This window comes from Caballeronia sp. DA-9 (assembly GCF_051615025.1).
In the GTDB taxonomy this organism is placed as follows: Bacteria; Pseudomonadota; Gammaproteobacteria; order Burkholderiales; family Burkholderiaceae; genus Caballeronia; species Caballeronia sordidicola.
In genome coordinates, this window is the sequence record NZ_CP195131.1 from 1,032,675 (window position 1) to 1,054,384 (window position 21,710).

The following is a 21,710-nucleotide window of genomic DNA, read 5'->3' on the forward strand; positions in this document are numbered from 1 at the left end:
CAATATTTGTCGTTTCGTATTCCTATATTAAGTTGCTAAGGTAAACGTCGCGGAATAACTGCACGGTCCGCGATTGAATTCAAAACCCCTCACGGGCGCGCTTCAAAAGCGCGTCATACCCGATGAACGCCATAGCCCTTTCCCATCCAAGCGACCTGCTCGTCAAGTCCTCGCAAATGAGCGAACGCTGGTGGGCGCGTCCCGGTGCGGTTGTATCCATCGCGCTGCATGTTGCCGCCGCGGTTGCGCTGCTTGCTGCATCGGGGCACCGCGACGAACCCAAACCGGTCGATCACGCCATCCAGCTCGTTCTCGCGCCGCCTGATCCACCAAAGCCCATCGTCACGCCGCCCCCGGTTCCTCCGCCACCCAAGGCGCCGCCCGTGAAGCTCCAGCCGCCGAAGCCAGCGCCGGTACAACGCCCGACGCCCGTGGCGAGACGCCTGACGGTACCAACTACGGCCGAAAAAGCGGAGGTCGCCGCGCCGCCAACGCCGCCCGCCGACACCACGAAGACGACCACCGAACCCGTAGCGCCACCGGCTCCGCCCGCGCCGCCCGCACGCCCGGCGCCGCGCAACATTGGCATGGAGGGCATTCCGACCGACTACGTGAACCAGGTTTATGCACGCATCAACAGCAGTGCGGCGGGCCACTATCCGCGCGCCGCGAAGATGCGTCATCTGGAAGGACGAATTGCCTACAAGCTCACGCTCAGTCCCGAGGGCAAGCTGCTGAAGCTCGACCTGCAGTCATCGGGAGAAAGCGTTCTCGACGATGCCGCCGAGGAAGCCATCCGGGCCGCGGCGCCCTTTCCCCACCTGCCCGACCTTGGCGGTTCGTCATATCAGCTTACCGGTGCGATCGTCTACAAATTCGGCGACTGATAGCCAGGCATGCCCAACTATTATTTTATTTCGGAGTCTAAAACATGAACGCAGCAAATCTCTCGGCGCACCTGTCGCCGTGGCATCTCTTCATCAACGCGGACGTGGTGGTGAAGGCCATCATGGTGTTTCTCGCGCTGGCGTCGGTCAGCAGTTGGGCTGTCATCGCCGAAAAAATATCGCGGTTTCGCAGCCTGCGCCGGCGTGCCGCTGTCTGGCTCGACCTGCTTGGCAGCGGCCGTTCGCTCGTCAAGCTCTCCGCCTCGGTTCAACAGCATCCGAAGGATCCGTTCTCGCGCATCTACGCGGCCGTGCTTGGCGAGTGGCGTCAAACGCATGATCAGAACCTGCAAGCCACGCACCGGGGCGCGGATGGCCTCAAGGAACGCGTGAATCGTGTGGCCGGGATTGCGACGAACATCGAAATCGGCAAGCTTCAGCGAGGACTGTCCATTCTCGCCACTGTTGGTTCGGTCTCGCCATTCGTGGGATTGTTCGGCACGGTATGGGGCATCATGAATTCGTTCCAGGGTATTGCCGCGTCGAACAACACGAGCCTGTCCGTGGTCGCGCCGGGCATTGCGGAAGCGCTGTTTGCAACGGCGCTCGGACTGGTCGCGGCCATTCCGGCTGTGATTGCCTACAACCGTGCATCGGGGGATCTCAATGACTATGCAAGTACGCTGAGCACACTCACCGGTATTGTTGAAGTGCAATTGTCGCGTCAGGTCGATGCAGGCGATGCAACGGTCGACGCCGTCGACAGCGACAACCGTTCAAGGCATGACAAGCAGCAGGACAAGAGCTTGCAGCCGGCGAGCGGTGCGGATGTCCGGTCCATCGCAACGCAGGGAGCCTGATCATGGCCGTCAAGCTGTCGAACAACAGAGGGATTGGGGGCGGCGTGCCGCCTGTCAGCGAAATCAACGTGACGCCGCTTGTCGACGTGATGCTGGTATTGCTGATCGTGTTCATGGTCGCCGCACCGCTGATGGCCTCCGGCGTGAAAGTCGACTTGCCCACGAGCAACGCCAAGCCATTAACCGAAGAGAAACCGCCGATTGCGGTAAGCCTGAACGCAGCCGGCAAGTTATACGTGGACAAGACCGAGGTCACCACCGCGACGCTGATCAGCGCGCTCTCCACCGCGACAGAAGGCGACAAGGCAAGGCGCATCAATATCCGTGGCGACAAGGCCCTGGCCTACGGCAAGGTGATCGAGACCATGGGTGAAATCAACGAAGCGGGGTTCTCGAAGATTGCCCTGGTTTCCGAACCTCCGCAGAACAACTAGGTCGGTGGTTGGGGCTCGTTGTCCCCAACCACCGGAACGAATAGTTTCTTAGGCCGCGCGCGAAAACTCGATATCTGCAGCAAGCTCCCGCGCCAGTTCAAGCGGCTCGCGCAAGATCCACTCGTCGTAGGCGAAGTCCGCCTGGAGAAAACCTTCACGCAACAGGAACGCCTTCTGCTGGCGCAATCCCTCGACATAGATGTCCGAGAGCAACGGCGTGAATTGCCTGTGAAGATGAGGTCCAAATCCCCGCCGCACGGCATCCGCCGTGCTTCCAGTCTCGGCCGCGATTGCCGTGACCACCTCGTCCGGGTGTTCCAGCGCCCACTGCGCCGTGCGTAGCAACACCGCGAGATAGCGCGCCACCACTTCCGGATGCGTCAGGGCCAGCGTCCTGTCGACGGTGATCGGGCGCGGCGTGCCCGCGTTGACACGCACCAGCGGGTCCGGGTTGAGGTTGATGTCGAAGACCGGCCGCAAGCCGCCCTCCGCGATCAGCGTTGCACTGACCGCGCCCTTGGCGTAGATCGCATCGACTGCGCCCTCGAGGAGCGCAGCCGCGCACACATGCATCCGGCGCGGCGCATTTGCATCCTGCTCACGCAAATCGAAGCCGCCCGCGGCTATATCGACGAATTCAACCTGGTCGCGCGTCAGTCCGCCCAGTTCGAGCGCCGTAAGCAGGCCGCGCAGGTCCTGCGCACGACCGACGTCCACAATGGGAGTCGCATGCAGCGGTAAACCCAGCCGGCGGCCCTTTAAACCGGCCAGATCGCGAATGTCGCTGTCGTCGCGCACGAGGATCAGTTGTTCCTCGTCCACCCACGTGATGCCGACCACGGCTGTATCGCGGCCGTTCGCCCTTGCCCAGATCGGCGGTACATTGCCGCCCTCTCGGAACATGCCGGGATGGGTGTGATCGAAATGCGAATTGCGCACGGCCTGATCGTCTGCAGCACGAATCGATTTGAGCGCGATACCCTTGCTTTCGAACTCACGATGCAGCCACCGGAAATGCTGCGCGATACCCGACGTAGTCGGCACCGGGCAGCGCGTGTACCACAACTCTGAAATCGAGGTCTGACTCATGGTCTGGTCCTTGTTTGAAAAACGTTGCGATCAACGCACGATGTAGCGCGCATGTTTCATGCGGGTTTCTTATCGAGCGCGACGTTTGCCAGATTGGCGTACAGCGCCTGGTTGCCACCGAAGTTCAGCACCTCGCGGCGGGCGAGCGTGACGACATGCGGCGAGATCAGCGGAATCCGCGCCACGTCCGTCTGCACCTTTTGCTGGAAGCGGTTATAGATATCCCTGCGTCTCGCGGGATCGATCTCCGCCTGACCGCTTTCGAGCAGTTGGTCGACTTCCGGGCTGTTGTAGTCAGCCGCGTTCGAGAACGCCACGCCCGGTTTGAAATTCTTCGACCAGTAAAAGCGCTGCGTGCCGATAGCCGGGTCCGGGCCCGCATTGGCGGAATAGATGATCGTGTCGAAATCGCGCCGCGTGTAGACGCGATTCACGAACTCGCCGAAATCCGATGAGCGGATGTTCAGCCGCACGCCGATCTTTTGCAGGTTGCTGCGAAGATGCTGCGCAATGGGCGCAAGCGGACCGGTCGGCGCTGGATCATTGGTGAGGGTCAGACGCACGCCCTTCACGTCTCGCTTGAGACCGGCTGCGTCGAGTAACGCTTCGGCCTTTGCGAGATCGAGCGGGTAAGTCGGTACGTCGGCGGTAAAGAATGCGGGAAAAGCCTTTGGAATGGGCGCTTCCACTTTATCCGCGTACCCGAGCCAGATATTCTTCACGATGAAATCGCGATCGAACGCGTGCGCGAATGCCTGGCGCACGCGAGGATCGCGAAACTGCGGACGGTCGAGATTGAATTCGAACGCGGCGGTACCTGTTATATAGGTCGACGGATAGTCCTTCACCACGATCTGCGGATTGCGCGACAGGCGCACGATGTCGGTCAGCGCAACGCCGTAGTTATCGGCCAGATGCACTTCGCCGGTTTCCAGCGCGCTAGCCCCGCCGCTTCTGTCCGCGATGAACCGGAACAGCACCTTGTCCACATAGGGACGCGGCGCGTCCCAGTAGTCCGGATTGCGTTCGAGCAAGACATAGTTGCCCTGCTCCCATTTCACGAACTTGAACGGCCCGTTGCCAACTGGCGCATTGTTCAGCGGATTCGAGAGCACGTCGCGACCCGCATACAGATGTTGCGGCAAGATCTGCGCTTCCACCGAAGACATCAGCGCGCTTAAAAGATAAGGCGCGGGCTTGCTGAGCCGAAGGGTCGCCGTGAGCGCATCGGGCGTATCGACCGCAATGACATTGGCAAAGGTCGTGCGCCCACGGCTATGGTATTTCTTCCATATCTCAAGGACCGAATACGCGACGTCCTTCGACGTGAACGGCTGGCCGTCATGCCATCTCACATTGGGACGCAAGTGAAACGTCAACGAGAGTCCATCACGCGCTGCTTCCCAGCGTGTGGCGAGTTGTGGTTTGGGATTGAATTGCTCGTCGAAGGTGAGCAGGCCATCGAAGATCTTGCCTGAGACAAGCTGCGCCGTGCCGGCCGATGTGATCGCGCTTGTGAGGCCGCTGGTTGCTTCCGGTCCGGAGCCTATGACAAGCGTTCCGCCACGCGGCAACGGCTGTGCCGCCCTGGCGCTAAGAGGCAACGCCAGATCCGTTGCCATGCCGGCGAGCGCTGCGTATCCGAGAAAACTCCTGCGACTGACGGCCATGATCGGGTTCCTGGAAAATTCATATCCCAACGATGGTACTGACATGGCGCATCGAGATTAACCAATTAATCAGGTTATCTATATTATTTCCGGGCACGTCCTGGAGGCATGGAAGATAGCGCTGCACGAGCGGACGCAAACGGAGATCACGCTGCAGGAAAGTCAAGAAGGCGAAGATACTGCGCGCGTGCGAGCAAGCCGAGCAACTGGTGCAAGTCGGCGCTGCGACTCGCGGGAAACTGGCGCTCGACGTCCGCCAGAGTGAACTCCGAATCGCGCTGATCGAGCCATCGGATGACAGGTGCGAGCAAGGCGGGGGCATCGGTTTCGAGCGTGGTCCTGGTTACCCAGTCGCGGTCCCATGCAGTCACGGTCAACGCCATTACAACGCGATTTCTGGGTATGGTCATCACGATCGAGGTCGGAATGCGCCTGAATCGCGATGCCTGATTGATCGCGGCAATACGTTCATCGGATGAACGCGGCATCAGGTCGGAAGCATGCAGGCGGCTCAGGTTATGAGGTAATGCAGCGAGTAAGCGCGCAGCCGAATCACTTGCGGCATTCGCGCCCGCGTGGCCTTCGCGCGAACCGTACAGCGGCGCGCGCCACGCGGGTTGTTGCAGCAACAGCGCGTTCAACTGCTGCTGCAGCGTGTCGAGCAATGAAGGCGGCCGGAGCACGATACTGATCGAATAAGAGTCTTCCGTCGCTTCCGTCCTATGCCACGTGCCTCGCGGCAGGAACAGGACAGAGCCGGGTGTCATCGTTATTGCATTGAAGGTTGCATGGGACGCGTCGGGAAATGTCCCGCGTGTCTGCGCGTACATGTCTTCCGACGCCGCCATCCCGGGACCGAACTGCGAGCCGGACGGCTGCGGAATTTCCTCCATCGGAGCGACGTAGAAGGTCTTGCTGCCTTCCATCTGAACCGAGATCACTTCTTCCGCGTCGTAATGACACGAAACACCGTCATCATGCGGCGAAGAGAATGCAGTCAGGCGCGCGCTTCCCGGCGCAACGCCCAACTCTGCTTCCAGCTCGCGCAAGAATGCATGGCCACCAATCGCGCATGAAGCGATGTCGCGTAAATAAACAGTTAGGCCTAGCTGGCGTAGATTGGCCGCGCTTGCATTGGCATCAAATACTTGAGGCGAGCGCAGGCCGCGCCCGAATGCAACAGGACCGCGATAAGCACGCGACAGCGTATCGAAGTTCGCAAGTTGCGGCTGCCTTAGCACCTCTGGTAAGCGCTCCAGCGCACCGTGGGTCGCTGCCGCCTTGTCGGGCATCACGCCACGACGGAAGCTGTCGGCAAGCTCCGCCGACAGAAGCCGGTCGAGATGCCGCGTGGCAAGAACGTCAGGCATCGCGCTCGCCCTCAAGCGCCGCAACAGAATCGACGCGGGAGCGCCGCACAAGGCTAAGTTCGATCACCGTGTCCCGTAGCAGCAGCGCGCTTCGGGCGGGTTCGATCAAGATGCCGTCGCGCATCGGCGTCGTGCAGGCGGTTGTCACCACTCCGTCAATTCGCATTGCGCACACGTTGCACAGGCCACGCCGGCACGACAACGAAAATGCCAGCGCCGGATCGACGGCGCGCTGCAAGTATTGCAATGCGCTCGATACGCTTACGCCCGACCAGTCGCTCGCGCTGATGCCGGCCTCTTCGGGACTCGGAAGCACGTAGGTGCTCGCGGTATCGTCGCCGGCTGTCCGGTGGAGGCGGATGACTATCGTCATCGATGCATGCTTTGCTTTCATGCGGCCGCGGCAACCGGAGAGAGAAACGGGAACACGACGGGTTCGGTCCGATGAACCAATGCACCCGAGCCTGCAGGGCGCGAGATCAACCCGTGTCCGAGCGCGGCTGTTGCGCGCGGGTCGTTGCTGTCGTGCCGTCGATGCGCACCGAGCGACTCCGTGCGCGCAAGCGCAGACAAGAGCGCGCTTTCAATCACAGGCAGCGCCGACGCGCACTCGAGCGCATCGCTCCAGTCCCGGTTCCAGCCTGCATCGCGATTACGGCAGGCGAGCCGCGGAAGGTCATCGCGAAGAAGTGCGCGTATTTCATCCAGCGCCTTTGCCAGCGCCGCGCCGTCGCGGATCGCACCAAGCGCGCCGTCGACAATTTGAGCAAGACGCCGCTTCATGTCGAAGGGCGCGATACCTTCGACACGTTCGAAGGGCGCCTTGATCCGCGCCTGAACAGAACGCCACTGTGCTTGATCCACACGTGCTGGCGCTTCATGAGAACGGCTGCGCGCGAGCGTCGCCGCCGAACGTCCCGCGGCCTTGCCTTGCACCAGAACCTGCGCGCCCGCATTGCCTGAAAGGCGGTTGCCGCCATGCACGCCGCCAGTGGCCTCACCACACGCATACAGGTTGGGCACGCCGGTCGAGCCGCTGACATCGACACGAATGCCACCCAGCGAGAAATGCGCGGCCGGCGCGACTTCGATCGCATGACCCGCGCGAATGCGTTCAACCAGCGGCGTCATGTCGAACCCTTCCCATCGCCAGTCGGCCGAAAACGAGCGCGACCACTGCGTGAAGTTATCGACGATATCGCGCGGCAGATGCGCCCACGAAAGATATACGCCGCCATTCGGACTGCCGCGCCCCTCGAATACTTCGGCGGCGCTGGCCGCGGCGACAATATCGCGTGTGGCCAGTTCCATGCGTTCGGGGTCCCAGCGCGCCATGAACCGCTCGCCGTAGCGGTTGAGCAGCCACGCGCGCACGCCGCTTTGCGGGCCGAGGATCCATGGGAACTGCAGGCCGCGCCACATATCCGGGGCGACGAGACAGCATGGAAGGAACTGCAGCATTTCCATCTCGATCAATTCGGCGCCGGCGGCGAGCGCCATGGCGTGGCCATCGCCCGATAGCTCCTCGGGCGCGGTGCGCAAGCTCCAGTTGGATGTGGCGCCGCCAGTTGCAATCACGACCGCGCGTCCGTGCAGCGCTTCGACCACGCCTGAACGCCGGTCGAGGCCCGCGACGCCGATCACGGCGCCATCATGTATGAGGAGTTCGGTGGACTGGAAGTCTTCGCGAAAGCGGACCCCGGCGTGCAAGGCGGCTGTGGTGACCACACGCTGCATGGATGGTCCGGGAATACGTACGCCGCGGCCGCTGCTGTGTCCCGGCGCATGCTTGGGAGCACTGATTTTCGCGCCATCAGCAATCAAGCGGCGCAGTTCGTCGCCGACACCTTCCACCATTGCCGCGACAAGCTTCTGGTCGCTCAGGAAAGAGCCTGAGCGAATGGTATCGGCGAAAAACAGTTCGTCGGTATCGTCGGGGTTGGCGTCGAAGCCGAGTCCGATCGCCGTGCGTCCCGACACCGATACGCCACCACCCGACGTGATGGTCGCGCCGCTGCGGCCGACCAGGCTCTTGTTGACGACGAGCACGCTCGCGCCGGCTGCGCGCGCATGCCACGCGGCGACCAGTCCCGCCGCGCCGCTACCGATTACGATGACATCCCAAGGGTCCATGCCGTGCTTCCCGCCATGCTGAATGTGACCGGCCCAAACGCCGGCCGCGAACAGTAAAGCACTTTGCAAAAGGCATGCAAAGCAAGCAATCAAGATATCTAAATCACGTGCAAGGCGTGACTGTTTTCATAACCAATCCGCTTAATCTTCGTTGGCTGTGTCCTTCGCACGCGTCACACTATCCGGCCCTACTCCGCACACCATCTGGCGGCCCCGCCGCTTCGGCCATGACCTACGAAACGACCTCTCCTGCCGACATTCCAGGCAGCCCGCTTGCCAATGCGTTCAAGCAGCCCTTGATGCTGGGCGTCTTCCTGGACCTGCAGGATATCAAGCGCTCCACGCTGCCGCGCACGTCCACCTGGACCTTCGACTACAACGCGGACGTTGTGCGTAAAGCCGACGAACTCGGTTTCGATCTCGCGTTCAGCCGCACGCAATGGCTGCCAAAAGGCGGCTATGACGGCGAGGCCTCGCTCGATGCATTCATCGCGCTCGGCGCCATGGCCGCGATCACGAAGAACATCTTGCTGATTTCGACCATCCATGTGCTTTATGGCCCCATCCATCCGCTGCATCTGGCCAAGTACGGCGCCACGCTCGATCATATTTCCAAGGGCCGCTGGGGCATCAACATCGTGACCGGGCATCGCGCTGTCGAGCATGAGATGTTCGGCTGGGACCGCATCGAGCACGATACGCGCTATGAACTGGCGAGCGAACTCTTCGATGTCGTCCAGCGCCTTTGGACCGACACCGAGAACTTCTCGTTCGAAGGCAAGTCGCCCTGGAAAGTACGCAATGGCTACATCACGCCGAAACCGTTGTTCGGACGTCCGGTGCTGGTGAACGCAACCGGCTCCGAAGCGGGGATTGCGTTTGCCGCGAAGTATTCGGACATCGTGTTCATCACGAGCCCGGGGGGCGCGCATATCGACAGCGCACTCGAAACGTTGCCTGCTCATATTGCCAATATCAAGGCGCAAGCTGCGCGCGCGGGCCGCGCGGTGCGCACCGTGATCAACCCGGTCATCGTGAGCCGCGACACCGAACGCGAAGCCAACGCGTATGCCGATGCAATCGTGGCGAACACTGTATCGAGCGGGGACCGCAGTTATGACAGCGACGCGCACGCATGGCGCGGACGCAAGGATGCATCGCAGAAACAAGGCCGCGGCATTGGCGGCAATATCGAAATCATCGGGACACCGGAACACGTGGTCGAGCAGCTCGTAGCGCTCAAAAGAACCGGCATAGACGGGGTGCAACTCGGCTTCTTCGATTTTCTGCCGGACCTCACATACTTCGGAGAACGGATTCTGCCCTTGTTGAAGCAAGCGGGACTGCGGATCTAGCGGGTCGCGGTATTCATGATAACGATCCCGCAATCGCTTCGTTGAGTTTGCTGCAGGTTCGCTTTTACTCTATGTTTGCTTCACTAAATCATTCAAGATAACTTAACAAGAGATCATCATGAGCATTCGACATATTCATCGCGCGACGCTGCAAACGTGGTTAACGGAAGGCGGCCTTGGCACAGGAAACGAACTCGCGCTGCTCGATCTGAGGTCGGTGGAGGCGTTCGCTAAAGGACACCCGCTCTTCGCCACCAATCTGCCGCTCGAAAACCTGGAGCGCGGCGTACAGCGTTTCGTCCCACGAAAGTCGGTTCGGCTCGTACTTGTCGATGATGGCGACAACGCAGCAGAACTAGGCGCGGCCATACTGGAAGGACTTGGCTATACCGACATCAACATCCTCAACGGCGGCATTCCCGCGTGGACCGCGGACGGCTTGAACGGACTGCCAACGTTCGATATTCCCGGCATCATCTTTTCGGAGAGCGTGCGCGATTTGCGCGGTACACCGTCAATCGAAGCCGAACAACTCAAGAAGCTGTACGACGCGAAAGAGAATGTCATCGTGATCGACACGCGCACCCGCGACGAATTCGCGCGTGGCCACGTGCCGGGCGCAGTGAACGCACCGGGCGAAGAGATCCTGTATCGCTTCCTGGATCAGGTTCCCAATCCGGACACGTTCGTGGTTGTGTCGTGCGCCGGACTTCCGCGTGCGATCATCGGGGCGCAGACGCTCATCGACGCGCAAGTGCCGAACCGCGTCGCCTTTCTCAAGGACGGTACTGCGGGTTGGACGCGGGCAACGCTTGAGCTCGCGACCGGCGGCGAGAAGCGTGCGCCCACCAGCAGCGGCGCGGCCGCCTTCGGCATAAAGCACGCACAGGCGCTCGGCGAACGAGAAAAAATCAGGACGGTAAATCAACAAGGCGTCGAGGCATGGCTTGCCGACACAACGAAACGCACGACGTATCTGCTCGACATCCGCTCGGCCGAAGAGTACGAAGCCGGTCACGTTGCGGGTTCCATCTCGGCGCCGGGAGGACAATTGCTCGCGGTGTCGCACCGCACGGTGGCGACTCGCGGCGCGCGCCTAGTGTTGATCGATGACGACGGCACCCGCGCCGTCACGACCGCCTACTGGCTGCAACAGCGCGGATGGGAAGTTCATCTGCTGGAAAATGCATCGAGCGGCGCGAGCACAGCGCCACTCAAACAGGTCCCGGAACTGCTGAACTCCTGAGCGGCCGAACGCCGGGTTAGCTGCTTTCGTGCGGCTGACCCGGTCATCGCCTCATGCATCGTTGCCCTGTGCGCAGAACTCAAGCCCGCGTCCATTCGCCATCGTCTCGAAAGCAAGCCTCGCCAGAATGCCGGTCTATCGGTGACGTAAGTACATCCATGCACGTCAAGCGCGCCCGGCACGGCAAGAGATGTCAGTCGGGAAAGTCCGCACCAAGCGTCGTTGCTTCCCACGTGTCCAGATCGTTGATGAGCCCCGCGAGTTTCTTGCGAACCACGCCGAGCCCTTGTTTACCGAGTACGAGGTTCGAAGGCGGCGATTCCGCCTCGACTGCCGCGATGATCGCCAGCGCCGCGCGTACCGGATCGCCCGGTTGGCGACCACTGTTTGCGGCAATGTCAGACCGGCGCCTGCCAGCGATCGACGCGTAGGCATCGATTGTCTTGCTGGTCTGTTTGAGCGACCGCCCTGCCCAGTCCGTCCGGAATGGTCCCGGTTCCACGGTCGTGACCTTGATACCCAACCCGGAAGTCTCGCGCGCGAGTGCTTCGCCCAAGCCTTCCAACGCAAATTTGGTCGCAGCGTAATAGCCGCTGCCCGGATTGCCGACCAGCCCGCCAACCGACGTGATATTGACGATGTGTCCTGCGCCCTGTTCACGCATCACAGGCAAGACGGCCTTGATGGCGCTCACCGCGCCGAAGAAATTGACTTCGAACATGGCGCGGACTTCATTGTCCTCACCTTCTTCCACTGCCGACAGATAACCGTATCCGGCATTGTTGACGAGCACGTCGATACGGCCGAACCTGGCTTTCGCTTCGGCTACCGCCGCGGTCACGGCATCTGGAGAAGTGACATCGAGCTTAAGCGCGAGCGCGTGCCCGGCGTGCGAATTCGCCAGGTCGGCAACGCTGTCCGGATTCCGTGCAGTCACGACGGCACGCCAGCCGCGCGCCAGCACGGCCTGCGCAATTTCCCGCCCGAAGCCGGTCGAGCAACCCGTGATAAACCAGACTGGAGAATTGGAAGAATCGGGAGAAGCGGTCGACATGATGGTCCTTGTTCAGTGCTGCTGCAATGCGCGAAAGCTTGCTTACAACCTGGCTTACAAGCTCGCACAGCTCAGTGGAAGGAAACAATCAAAGAGTATCGCAATACGGTGAAACGCGTGAATCTCTGCCTCACGGTTCGTTTTCGTTTGCCGAGGTCAATAAGGACTCGTCCATACGCGATGCAAGCTGCTTACCCATGGCGTCGACATGCACGCATATGGTCTTGCAGATAGCCCGGCAGTGTCTGAATCGCAATGTCTCAGCCCGGCTGATCAATCCGGTCGCGGCAGAGATCGATGAACATCTGCACAGGGCGCGTAAGCGTCGCGCCCTTGCGCGTAGCAATGCCGTAAGGCGCGCCAGTACGCGTAATCTTGATCGGCAGTATGCCGATCAATCCGCCTTGCGCGAAATATTGCGCGACGAGCACGGGAATCAGGCCAACCGCACCATCGCCTGAACGCAGCAACGCAAGGGTGGCGAACGTGGACGTGGTCTCGGTGGCGTAAGCGGGAAACGGCAAGCCTTCGTCCTCGAACACCTGCTCCAGCAGCGAGCGCAGCGGGAGATGCGCCTGCGGCACAATCCACGGATTACCCGCGATGTCCTGCAAGCTGACATCCGGCTTGCGCGCGAGTTCGTGGGCGCCATCCACGACAATGCACATCTCTTCCACCGCAAGGGGAATGAAGTCGTAAGCCTCCGGATGAACGCTGACGCTCGGCCTTCCAAGCACAAGGTCGAGCGTGCGCTGGTCGAGCATGGAAAGCAGGCGCGCGCTGTTGTCCTCCCATACTTCCACGGACACATCCGGTTCCTCTTCGCGCAGCGCCCTTAGCGTGGGTGTGAGCCAGCCCGGGACCGCGCCCATGACGGCGCCAATGGCAAGCGTGCCGCCCCTGCCGCGCATGATTGCGGCAAGCTCGTCGCGCAACGCGCCGACTTCCGCGCGCAGCGTGCGCGCGTGACGGATCACGCAGCGGCCGAGTTCATTGGCCACAATGCCGCGCGGTGATCGCGCGAACAGTTCGGCGCCGAACATCGACTCGATTTCGCGCAGGGATTTGGTCGTGGCAGGTTGCGACAGCGACACCTGCTGCGCTGCGCGACGCAGCGAGCCGTGGTCGTCGAGCGCAATCAGCAGGGCGACGTGGCTGCCGCGCAAGCGCCTGAGGATTGCATCGATACTGGTTATCACCGATATAACTCCACAGTCTCACGTGATCGGAAGGTTTCATTATCTGTGCGCGCCGCAGCTCTCTACACTCATCCCATTCAATGAGCAGGGCATGACGGCGGGCGTTCGATCATAGCCGATCAAACGCCGCGCCACGAAACCCGCAACCGTGGAGATGAGACAGCGTGAGAAGAATTGGAATCGACGTGGGAGGCACCTTCACCGACGTTGTCATGGTGGACGATGCAAGCGGCCAGGTCTGGTCGACAAAGGTCCCGACCACACCCCGCGACCGGGTTGTCGGCGCGATGGAAGGCTACCGGCGCATCCTGGAGATATCGGGCTCGACAAGCGCGGACGTGTCGTTTCTCGGGCACGGCACGACCATGGCGACCAACATGGTCGTTGAAGGAACGGGCGCGAAGACCGCGTTGATCACCACGCGCGGCTTTCGCGACATCCTCGAATTGCGGCGTGTATCGCGGCATGACCGGGCCGATCTCTACGACCTCTTGTTCGATAACCCGCGTCCACTCGTTGAACGCCGCTGGCGCCTGGAAGTCACCGAGCGCATGACGTTCGAAGGACGCATCGAGGCACCGTTGCAGCGCAGCGAACTGAACGATCTGGCCGCCATGATCCGCGACTCCGACGTGGAAGCGGTCGCAGTTTCCTTCCTGCATGCACACGTGAATCCGCAGCACGAACGCGAAGCCGTCGAGACATTGCGGCGGCTGCTGCCGGACCGGTTCATCTGTGCATCGCACGACGTCAATCCCGAAGTCATGGAGTACGAGCGCACGAGTTCGACCGTCATCAACGCCATGCTCGGGCCCGTTTGCGGGCGATACATCGAGCGTCTCGGCCACGCTCTCGGCGATCTCGGCTTCAACGGCAAGCTGCTCTTCATGCAGTCGAACGGTGGCCTCGCGAGCACGGCGGTGGTTGCGGACCGGCCTATCGTATTGCTCGAATCCGGTCCCGCCGGCGGCGTCAGCGCGGCCATTCGCAGTTGCGAAAAAAGCGGCCTTCGCAATGCGATTCTGGGCGACATGGGCGGCACCACGTTCGATGTCTCGCTCATCCGCGAGTTCCGGCCTGAACTGCGCAACAAGAGCCTGCTGCATACGTACGCGGTGCGAAGCCCGAGTATCGACATCGATTCGGTCGGCGCGGGCGGTGGCTCGATCGTATGGATCGATGCAGGCGGCGGCGTGCGCATTGGACCGGAGAGCGCGGGCGCCGATCCAGGACCGGCCTGCTACGGCCGTGGCGGGGAGCGCGCCACTGTGACGGACTGCAATCTCGTGTTGGGTTACATCGATCCGGAAAGCTTTCTTGGCGGCGAATTCAGGCTCGATGCAAAGGCCGCGTATCGTGTGGTGGAAGAACGCGTAGCGAAGCCGCTCGGCATGAGCGTGCTCGAAGCGGCGCAGACGGTGCGCTCCGTTGCCAACGCGCTGATGGCGCAAGCCATTCGCATCATGACGGTCGAGCGCGGCTACGATCCGCGCGAGTTCTCTTATATCTGCTACGGCGGCGCGGGTCCGGTCCACGCACTGGATCTCGCGCAGCAAATGGGCATTCGCCGCGTGGTGATTCCTCCGCTTCCGGGTTTATTCAGCGCGTTCGGCATGACGGTCGCAGATCAGCAATACGACTATCAGCGCCCGGTTGAACGAGACCTCGATCATCTCGACGACACCACGCTTTTCTCGCAATTCTCCGAACTCCTCGAACTCGGTGCAACCGAGCTGCGCAGGCTCGACGTCGATCCTGAAAGCGCTCGTATCGTGCGTCTTGCGGATTGCCGCTATGCCGGGCAACCCGATGTCATCACCGTCGAAGTGCAGGGTCATGCCGAAGGCTTGTGCCACGCGCTCGCGGGCGGTTTCGAAGCGGCGCATCAACGCCTGTGGAATTTCGTGAGCGCCGACAAGCCCATCGTCGTCGCGAACCTGCGCATGCAGATCGTCACGCAAACCGGCTGGCGCGGCGGGGTTGCTCAATCCGCCAAGGCCGCGGCGTCCGGACCCGAACCGAAGGCCACGCGCGAAGTCTATTTCGATGGCGCGAAGCACGCCCTGCCCGTCTATCAGCGCAGCGCGCTTGTGGTCGGCGCGCGCGTGGAGGGGCCTGCTGTCATTGAGGAGCACAGCAGTTGCGCGGTGCTGAAAACGGCGCAGAACGCTGTTGTGGATGAAGCCCTGAACCTTGTGATCGAACTGGCGGCCTGAACATGGATATCGTTACCTACGAAATTATTCGCAGCAGTCTTTTTGCCATCGCGCGTGAAATGAAGATCGCGATGATGCGCACCGCCGGCAGCCCGCTCATGCACGCAAGCGGCGATTCGTCCGCCGCGATCTTCGACGCCGAGATGCAACTCGTGGCCCAGGGCAACGACATTCCCACGATGCTCGGCTCCGCCGTCATCTCCACGCGCGTTTCCGTTGAAGCGATCGGCCGCGAAAATCTTCGCCCCGGCGACGTGATCGTGAGCAACGACGCGTATGTGGGCGGCGGCAATCACCAGCCCGACGTGCAGTTCACGCGGCCGGTGTTCGTGGGCGAGGAGATCGTCGCGTTTGTCATGACCCGCGGCCACTGGACGGACATTGGCGGCCAGTCGCCGGGCAGTTATACGGTCACCACGTGGGATGTATTCGCAGAAGGCATCCGCATTCCGCCCGTGCGCTTGTATCGCGACGACAAGCCGGTGCGTGACGTGCTGGAAATCCTGAGCCGCAACAGCCGCAATTCGCACGAATTGCTGCTCGACATCCAGGCGCAGTACGCAGGTACGTTCGTGGGCGAGCGCCGTCTTGTCGATCTCGTCGACAAATACGGCGTTGCCGATCTGCGTGCCGCCATGAGCCAGAGCCTCGACCATTCCGAAAAACTGATCCGCGCGGCCATTGGCAGGATTCCGAACGGAATTTACGAAGCGGAGGAATATCTCGATCCTATAGAGGCGCATGGCTGGAAGCAGGAGCGCCCGCTGCTGAAAGTCAAGATCACGGTTGCCGACGACCACATGACGTTCGACTATACGGGCACCGGCGCGCAAGTGCGCGGCGGCATCAACTGCCCATTGTCGGTGACGTGCAACAGCACGTGGTTCACCGTCAAGGCAATCACCGACATCAGCATTCCAATCAATCAGGGTTGCTACAGGCCGGTCACGATCGTCGCGCCTGAAGGAAGCGTGTTGAACTGCCAGTATCCGGCCTCGGTCGTGTCGGGTAACACCGAAACATCGCCACGCGTGATCGATCTGCTGTTGAAGGCGCTTGCGCCCGCGATTCCGGAGCGCATTGTCGGGCAGAGCAACTGTGCGTCCTGCGCCGGCATTTTCAGCGGACGCGATACGAACGCCGCGCGCGTCGAGCAAACGGGACAAGCATTCGTCACCATGCACGACGTCCACGCCGGCGGCATGGGCGCACGCGCGGACAAGGACGGCGTGAGCGGCATTCGCGTCTATGTGGGCAATGCGGGCAGTCAGTCGGTGGAGATGATCGAACGCAGCTCGCCGCTCCTGCTCGAAGAATGGTCCCTCGTGGCGGACACGGGAGGCGCTGGGCGGTATCGGGGCGGATTGACCTCGCGCCGGGTGTATCGCGTCGACTACGACGAAGCCACCTTCACCGTCTCGGGCGAACGTGGCCGCTCCGCGCCCGAAGGCCATTTCGGCGGTCTTGCGGGAACGCCGTTTCTTTGCAGCGTCGAGAAAACCGATGGCACCACCACGACTGTTGCGGCCAAGGGCGGCCAGACCGTGGTCCGGCGCGGCGAGCGTGTGATCGTGCAGCCCGCGGGCAGCGGCGGTTACGGCGATCCGCTCGAGCGCGAGCGCGAACGGGTTATCGGCGACATTGCCGACGGCTACATCAGCGCGGACGCCGCGCGACGGCTGTACAACGTCGAGCCTGAAGACACGCCGGCGCTGGCTGTCGCGCATGAGTGAGGACGTTACTGTGCAAACCAGGCAGCACAAGCCCTTGCCGCTTGCCGGAATCTGCGTGGTCGAGATTGGCCACAGTCTCGCCGCGCCTTACGCGGGCATGATCCTCGGCTCGCTCGGCGCGCAGGTGATCAAGATCGAGAACGCCGGAAAAGGGGACTACGCGCGCGACTGGGGTCCTCCTTTCATCGACGGCGCCGCCGCCCTCTTCCACGCGATCAACCACGGCAAGTCGAGTATCTCGATGTCGCTGAGCAACCCGGAGGAAGTGACGTTGCTGAAGGGCCTGATCGAGCGGCGCGCGGATGTCGTACTGCAAAACCTGAGAGCAGGCGGCGTTGAAAAGTACGGTCTCGGCGCGGCGCAACTGATGGCCGACAAACCTTCGCTCGTCTACTGCAACCTGGGCGCGTTCGGCACAGTGGGACCGCTGCGCGAGAAGCCCGGCTACGATCCGCTGGTGCAGGCGCTGGGTGGATTGATGAGTTTCATGGGCGGTCCTGGCCAACCGGCGAGCCGCATCCCGGTATCGATCAACGACATGGGCACGGGGCTCTGGGCCGCCGTCGGCGTGCTGGCCGCGCTCTTTCGGCGGCAGTTGACCGGCGCGGGCGAACTCGTGGATGTCTCGCTATACGAAACGGCGCTTAGTTGGGGCGGCATGCAGATCGCCGATTACCTCGCCTGTGGCGCATTGCCCGGACGATGGGGTTCCGGCACCGCCGGCATTGTCCCGCATCAGGCGTTCGACTGCGCCGACGCGACCATCATGGTCGCGGTCGGCAACGACGGCCTGTTTCGCAAGCTCTGCGCGGTGCTTGGCGTTCCCGCGCTCGCCGACGATTCCCGTTTCATCACGAACGGCGCGCGCGTAAGCAATCGCGTTGCACTGATCGAATTGCTGCAGGAAGCTTTTCGCGCGAAGCCCGCGTCGTACTGGCTCGATACGCTCGATACCGCCGGCATTCCCTGCGGCCCGATACAGAGCATCGATCAGGTGGTTGGCCACGAACAGACGCAGGCGCTCGATATCCTCAGGCGCACCTCGGACGATGCGGCCACCGTGGTCGGCCTGCCCATATCGTTTGGGGGAGTGCGCCCTGGCAATATTGGCCGGGCGCCGGGGCTTGGCGAACACAATCATCTGCTCGACACAACCTCTCAGGAAACACTGTGAAGATCAACGAATATCTGGGCACGGACGCCCTCACTACGTTGCAGCTCGAAGAAGTCGATTCCGAAATTCTCATTGTCCGGCTGAACCGGCCGGAAGTATCGAATGCCATCAGCACCCAGATGGGACGCGAACTGATCCGCGTGTTCGGCGCCATGGAGCTCGATCCTGAGCTCTACCGATGCGTCGTCCTGACGGCGGCGGGCGAGCGTACCTTTTGTGGCGGCGCGGATCTGAAGCAACGCGAAGGCATGACCGACGAACAATTCGGCCGCCAGCATTATCTGTTCGAGCGCATGAACCGCGCGCTCACGAACTGTCAGGTCCCGCTTATCTGCGCGGCGAACGGTTCGGCGGTTGCGGGCGGACTTGAACTGATGCTGGCTTGCGACTTTGCGTACGCATCGAAGAATGCGGTGTTCGGTTTTACCGAAGTCAAGCGCGGCATCATGCCGGGCGGCGGCGGCACGCAGCAGTTGCCACGTACTATCGGCGCGCGGCGCGCGAAGGAACTCATCTTTCGCGGCGCGCGGTTTTCAGCAGAAGAAGCGCTTACGTGGGGCGTGGTCAACAAGCTCTGCGATGCACGCGAGGTCCTGCCGGAAGCATTGAATGCAGCACGCGACATCTGCACGAGCGCGCCGCTTTCGGTGACCCAGGCAAAGAAGGCAATCGACCTTGGCATGCAGGCCGACCTTCGCACGGGGCTGTATGTGGAGATCGAAGCCTATAACCGGCTGATTCCAACCGAGGACCGGCTGGAGGGCATCAGCGCATACAACGAAAAACGGCAACCGAAGTTCAAGGGCCGATAGCCGTAACCGATAGCGATAACAACGGCGAGCAACAAACACACACGCAGTCACGCAGCAAACTGGAACGGACGGCGTCGATCGTCCGGCCAAATACTGGAGGAGACACGCATCATGAGCCCCGTTACACCGGATACATCGGTTATGCCTTCTGCGCCGGCATATGACGCAGACCGCGCCTACGCGAAAATCACCCGCAGGCTGATCCCATTCCTGTTTCTTTGCTACGTGTTTGCGTTTCTCGATCGCATCAACATCGGGATCGCGCAACTCGACATGAAGCAGGACGTCGGATTTAGCGACCTGACGTACAGCATTGGCGCAGGCATCTTTTTTCTCGGCTACGTACTCATGGAAGTGCCGAGCAACCTGCTCCTTGCGCGCATTGGCGTAAAAAAGACGTTCTCGCGCATCATGATTCTCTGGGGCATCGTTGCCGCGGCAACCGCGTTCGTTACCTTGCCCGTGCATCTTTACAGCGTGCGCTTCCTGCTCGGCCTGTCGGAAGCAGGCCTTTATCCCGGCGTGATTTTCTACCTGACACGCTGGTATCCGGTCGAGCGCCGCGCCAAGGTCATCGCCATCTTCACGTGCGCAACGGGCATTGCCGGTCTCTTCGGCGGCCCGATGTCCGGCTGGCTCGTCACACACATGAACGGCTTTCACGGCATGCACGGATGGCAATGGATGTTCATCGTCCAGGGATTGCCGGCAAGCGTGCTCGGCGTGGCCGCGTATTTCTATCTGGACAATAGTCCCGAAGAAGCGAAGTGGCTCACAGCGCCGGAAAAGAAGATGATCGTGGACGATCTTCGCAAGAGTTCGAGCTTCGGCAGCGGTCACGCGGAACATACCTTTGCTCGCGCCCTGCGTGATCCGCGCGTGTACCTGATGGGCTTCGTGTGGTTCTCGCAGATTGCCGGCGTGTTTGCAATCGGCTTCTGGCTGCCTACGCTGATCAAGAACTCGGGTGTATCGAATCCGCTGGCAATCGGCGGTTACTCGGCCATTCCGTACTTCGTTAGCTGGGTCGCGCTGATCCTGTTGAACCGCCACTCGGATCGCACCATGGAGCGCCGCTGGCATTGCGGTGGCGCAATGATCGCGGGCGCTATTGGTCTTGTCGCGGCGAGTCTTCTGGCAGGGAACCTCGCGTTGTCGCTGATAGCACTTTCCGTGGCGACGGCTGGCATCCTCGCACCCAATCCGCTGATCTGGGCGATCTCCACTGATTACATCCGTGGCAGCGGCGCAGCAGGCGGCGTTGCGATCATCAATTGCGTCGGCTTGCTCGGCGGATTCGTCAGCCCGATGATCATCGGTTCGATCAAGACAATGACCGGCAGCATGGTCGGCGGACTCGGCGCAATTGCATTGCTGATGGTGATTGGATCGCTGGCGGTGATCCTGTTTGCGCCACAGACCCGCGCGATGCAGGCCAAGTCCGGCGACGAGCCCGAAGCCGACGCAGGGCATTCGGCGAACGCGGCAATCCAGTAAAGCAAACAGGAACCAATATGAACGATAGCTACGTCCAGGTCACGGAAGTCGGATTGCGTGACGGCTTGCAGATGGTGAAGACCATTCTCGGCACGGAACGGAAACTGGAATGGTGCAGACGGATGGTCGCGGCAGGTTGCGCGGACATCGAGGTAACGTCGTTCGTGCCGCCCAAGATCGTGCCGCAGTTCGCCGATTCAGACGAAGTCGCGCGCGGGGCGTTGAAGATCGAAGGATTGCGTGCTTCCGCCCTGGTGCCGAACCTGAAAGGCGCCCAACGCGCTTTCGATACCGGCCTGAAGAACGCGCACTACGTTTTATCGGCGAGTAATGAGCACAACCTGAAGAACGTTCGGCGCAGCACGGCGCAATCCGTCGATGACTTCAGCAACATCGTCGCCGCACGCGACGCAACCGGACGGCACGATATCAAGCTTGGCGCGGGTGTGGCAACTGCGTTCGGATGCACGATTGCCGGACGTGTCGATGAAGCGCATGTCCTCAGGATCGTTGAGACGCTGCTGAAAGCGGGCGCCGATCACATTGCCATTGCGGACACGGTCGGGTATGCGAACCCGGGGCAGGTGCGCAAGATGATGCGGCAAGTGCTTGCGCTGACGGACGATCGCTCCGTGACCTGCCACTTCCACGATACGCGCGGCCTCGGGCTTGCAAACGTGTACGCCGCGCTCGACGCCGGCGTGCGCAGTTTCGATTCGTCGCTGGGCGGACTTGGCGGTTGCCCATTCGCGCCCAATGCCACCGGCAACATCAACACTGAGGATACCGTGTTCCTGCTGGAATCCGAGGGGATGAAAACGGGCATAGATATAACCGCCCTGCTCGGCGTTCGGGAACTCGTGGCCTCGTGGTTGCCGGGGGAACCGTTCGTGGGCGCTATCGCGAGGGCGGGATTGCCGAAGACATTCGCCGAAAACACGGAGGCATACCACGCGCTTGCGTGACGCGGTGCGGCGGCGG

Annotated in this window: 18 protein-coding genes; 11 read left to right on the top strand and 7 right to left on the bottom strand. The window is 61.7% G+C overall.

Annotated elements, in window-relative coordinates:
• Positions 1–122 precede the first annotated feature (122 nt).
• From ACRWA7_RS04605 to tolR, 3 genes are read left to right on the top strand one after another with little or no spacing between them, the layout of a single operon-like run.
• Entirely contained in the window at positions 123–887 is a 765-nt protein-coding gene (locus ACRWA7_RS04605) for a TonB family protein (protein WP_438390259.1), read from the top strand.
• Positions 888–931: 44 nt separating this feature from the next.
• Positions 932–1,747, top strand: coding sequence for a protein TolQ (gene tolQ, locus ACRWA7_RS04610; protein ID WP_060859105.1), 816 nt, complete (start codon positions 932–934; stop codon positions 1,745–1,747).
• 2 nt (positions 1,748–1,749) lie between these two features.
• Positions 1,750–2,181, top strand: coding sequence for a protein TolR (gene tolR / locus ACRWA7_RS04615; RefSeq protein WP_060859106.1), 432 nt, complete (start codon positions 1,750–1,752; stop codon positions 2,179–2,181).
• A gap of 48 nt (positions 2,182–2,229) precedes the next feature.
• On the opposite strand, the gene ACRWA7_RS04620 is transcribed toward tolR, so the two are convergent.
• From ACRWA7_RS04620 to ACRWA7_RS04640, 5 genes are all read right to left on the bottom strand, one after another.
• A complete protein-coding gene (locus tag ACRWA7_RS04620) occupies positions 2,230–3,270 on the bottom strand; it encodes an ABC transporter substrate-binding protein (RefSeq protein WP_060859107.1) in 1,041 nt (346 codons plus the stop codon).
• 56 nt (positions 3,271–3,326) lie between these two features.
• Positions 3,327–4,940 (bottom strand): ABC transporter substrate-binding protein, encoded by a 1,614-nt coding sequence (locus ACRWA7_RS04625; RefSeq protein WP_438390260.1) that lies wholly within the window; start codon positions 4,938–4,940, stop codon positions 3,327–3,329.
• A gap of 146 nt (positions 4,941–5,086) precedes the next feature.
• A complete protein-coding gene (locus ACRWA7_RS04630) occupies positions 5,087–6,310 on the bottom strand; it encodes a JmjC domain-containing protein (RefSeq protein WP_438390261.1) in 1,224 nt (407 codons plus the stop codon).
• Positions 6,303–6,704 (bottom strand): 2Fe-2S iron-sulfur cluster-binding protein, encoded by a 402-nt coding sequence (locus ACRWA7_RS04635; RefSeq protein ID WP_438390262.1) that lies wholly within the window; start codon positions 6,702–6,704, stop codon positions 6,303–6,305. Before ACRWA7_RS04635 ends, ACRWA7_RS04630 begins: the two co-directional genes overlap by 8 nt.
• A complete protein-coding gene (locus ACRWA7_RS04640; protein WP_438390263.1) occupies positions 6,701–8,443 on the bottom strand; it encodes an FAD-dependent oxidoreductase in 1,743 nt (580 codons plus the stop codon). The genes ACRWA7_RS04635 and ACRWA7_RS04640 overlap by 4 nt, the downstream gene beginning before the upstream one ends.
• A 227-nt stretch (positions 8,444–8,670) precedes the next feature.
• Between ACRWA7_RS04640 and ACRWA7_RS04645 the strand changes: the two genes are divergently transcribed.
• A complete protein-coding gene (locus ACRWA7_RS04645; protein WP_438390264.1) occupies positions 8,671–9,798 on the top strand; it encodes an LLM class flavin-dependent oxidoreductase in 1,128 nt (375 codons plus the stop codon).
• 118 nt (positions 9,799–9,916) lie between these two features.
• Positions 9,917–11,044, top strand: coding sequence for a rhodanese-like domain-containing protein (locus ACRWA7_RS04650; protein ID WP_438390265.1), 1,128 nt, complete (start codon positions 9,917–9,919; stop codon positions 11,042–11,044).
• 193 nt (positions 11,045–11,237) lie between these two features.
• Here the strand turns inward: ACRWA7_RS04650 and ACRWA7_RS04655 are convergent, their stop codons facing one another.
• Both ACRWA7_RS04655 and ACRWA7_RS04660 read right to left on the bottom strand, forming a co-directional pair.
• A complete protein-coding gene (locus ACRWA7_RS04655) occupies positions 11,238–12,098 on the bottom strand; it encodes an oxidoreductase (RefSeq protein WP_438390266.1) in 861 nt (286 codons plus the stop codon).
• Positions 12,099–12,358: 260 nt separating this feature from the next.
• Positions 12,359–13,297 carry a LysR family transcriptional regulator gene (locus ACRWA7_RS04660; RefSeq protein WP_438390267.1) on the bottom strand — a complete coding sequence of 313 codons (939 nt, stop codon included), beginning with the start codon at positions 13,295–13,297 and terminating at the stop codon, positions 12,359–12,361.
• Positions 13,298–13,461: 164 nt separating this feature from the next.
• Between ACRWA7_RS04660 and ACRWA7_RS04665 the strand changes: the two genes are divergently transcribed.
• From ACRWA7_RS04665 to ACRWA7_RS04690, 6 genes are all read left to right on the top strand, one after another.
• Positions 13,462–15,513, top strand: coding sequence for a hydantoinase/oxoprolinase family protein (locus ACRWA7_RS04665; RefSeq protein ID WP_438390268.1), 2,052 nt, complete (start codon positions 13,462–13,464; stop codon positions 15,511–15,513).
• A 2-nt stretch (positions 15,514–15,515) separates the two neighbouring features.
• Positions 15,516–17,246 (top strand): hydantoinase B/oxoprolinase family protein, encoded by a 1,731-nt coding sequence (locus ACRWA7_RS04670; RefSeq protein ID WP_438390269.1) that lies wholly within the window; start codon positions 15,516–15,518, stop codon positions 17,244–17,246.
• Positions 17,239–18,420: a CaiB/BaiF CoA transferase family protein gene (locus ACRWA7_RS04675; protein WP_438390270.1), complete on the top strand. Its 1,182-nt coding sequence runs from the start codon at positions 17,239–17,241 to the stop codon at positions 18,418–18,420. The genes ACRWA7_RS04670 and ACRWA7_RS04675 overlap by 8 nt, the downstream gene beginning before the upstream one ends.
• Positions 18,421–18,422: 2 nt before the next feature.
• Positions 18,423–19,232, top strand: coding sequence for an enoyl-CoA hydratase-related protein (locus ACRWA7_RS04680; protein WP_438391053.1), 810 nt, complete (start codon positions 18,423–18,425; stop codon positions 19,230–19,232).
• Between the two features lie 111 nt (positions 19,233–19,343).
• Positions 19,344–20,729: an MFS transporter gene (locus ACRWA7_RS04685; RefSeq protein ID WP_374728620.1), complete on the top strand. Its 1,386-nt coding sequence runs from the start codon at positions 19,344–19,346 to the stop codon at positions 20,727–20,729.
• Between the two features lie 17 nt (positions 20,730–20,746).
• Positions 20,747–21,694: a hydroxymethylglutaryl-CoA lyase gene (locus ACRWA7_RS04690; protein ID WP_438390271.1), complete on the top strand. Its 948-nt coding sequence runs from the start codon at positions 20,747–20,749 to the stop codon at positions 21,692–21,694.
• The last annotated feature ends 16 nt before the right edge of the window (positions 21,695–21,710 follow it).

What these genes read in the sequence shown, in the direction of transcription:
- ACRWA7_RS04605 (WP_438390259.1), top strand. Translation starts at nt 123, where the DNA reads ATGAACGCCATAGCCCTTTCCCATCCAAGCGACCTGCTCGTCAAGTCC.
- tolQ (WP_060859105.1), top strand. Translation starts at nt 932, where the DNA reads ATGAACGCAGCAAATCTCTCGGCGCACCTGTCGCCGTGGCATCTCTTC.
- tolR (WP_060859106.1), top strand. Translation starts at nt 1,750, where the DNA reads ATGGCCGTCAAGCTGTCGAACAACAGAGGGATTGGGGGCGGCGTGCCG.
- ACRWA7_RS04620 (WP_060859107.1), bottom strand. Translation starts at nt 3,270, where the DNA reads ATGAGTCAGACCTCGATTTCAGAGTTGTGGTACACGCGCTGCCCGGTG.
- ACRWA7_RS04625 (WP_438390260.1), bottom strand. Translation starts at nt 4,940, where the DNA reads ATGGCCGTCAGTCGCAGGAGTTTTCTCGGATACGCAGCGCTCGCCGGC.
- ACRWA7_RS04630 (WP_438390261.1), bottom strand. Translation starts at nt 6,310, where the DNA reads ATGCCTGACGTTCTTGCCACGCGGCATCTCGACCGGCTTCTGTCGGCG.
- ACRWA7_RS04635 (WP_438390262.1), bottom strand. Translation starts at nt 6,704, where the DNA reads ATGAAAGCAAAGCATGCATCGATGACGATAGTCATCCGCCTCCACCGG.
- ACRWA7_RS04640 (WP_438390263.1), bottom strand. Translation starts at nt 8,443, where the DNA reads ATGGACCCTTGGGATGTCATCGTAATCGGTAGCGGCGCGGCGGGACTG.
- ACRWA7_RS04645 (WP_438390264.1), top strand. Translation starts at nt 8,671, where the DNA reads ATGACCTACGAAACGACCTCTCCTGCCGACATTCCAGGCAGCCCGCTT.
- ACRWA7_RS04650 (WP_438390265.1), top strand. Translation starts at nt 9,917, where the DNA reads ATGAGCATTCGACATATTCATCGCGCGACGCTGCAAACGTGGTTAACG.
- ACRWA7_RS04655 (WP_438390266.1), bottom strand. Translation starts at nt 12,098, where the DNA reads ATGTCGACCGCTTCTCCCGATTCTTCCAATTCTCCAGTCTGGTTTATC.
- ACRWA7_RS04670 (WP_438390269.1), top strand. Translation starts at nt 15,516, where the DNA reads ATGGATATCGTTACCTACGAAATTATTCGCAGCAGTCTTTTTGCCATC.
- ACRWA7_RS04675 (WP_438390270.1), top strand. Translation starts at nt 17,239, where the DNA reads ATGAGTGAGGACGTTACTGTGCAAACCAGGCAGCACAAGCCCTTGCCG.
- ACRWA7_RS04685 (WP_374728620.1), top strand. Translation starts at nt 19,344, where the DNA reads ATGAGCCCCGTTACACCGGATACATCGGTTATGCCTTCTGCGCCGGCA.
- ACRWA7_RS04690 (WP_438390271.1), top strand. Translation starts at nt 20,747, where the DNA reads ATGAACGATAGCTACGTCCAGGTCACGGAAGTCGGATTGCGTGACGGC.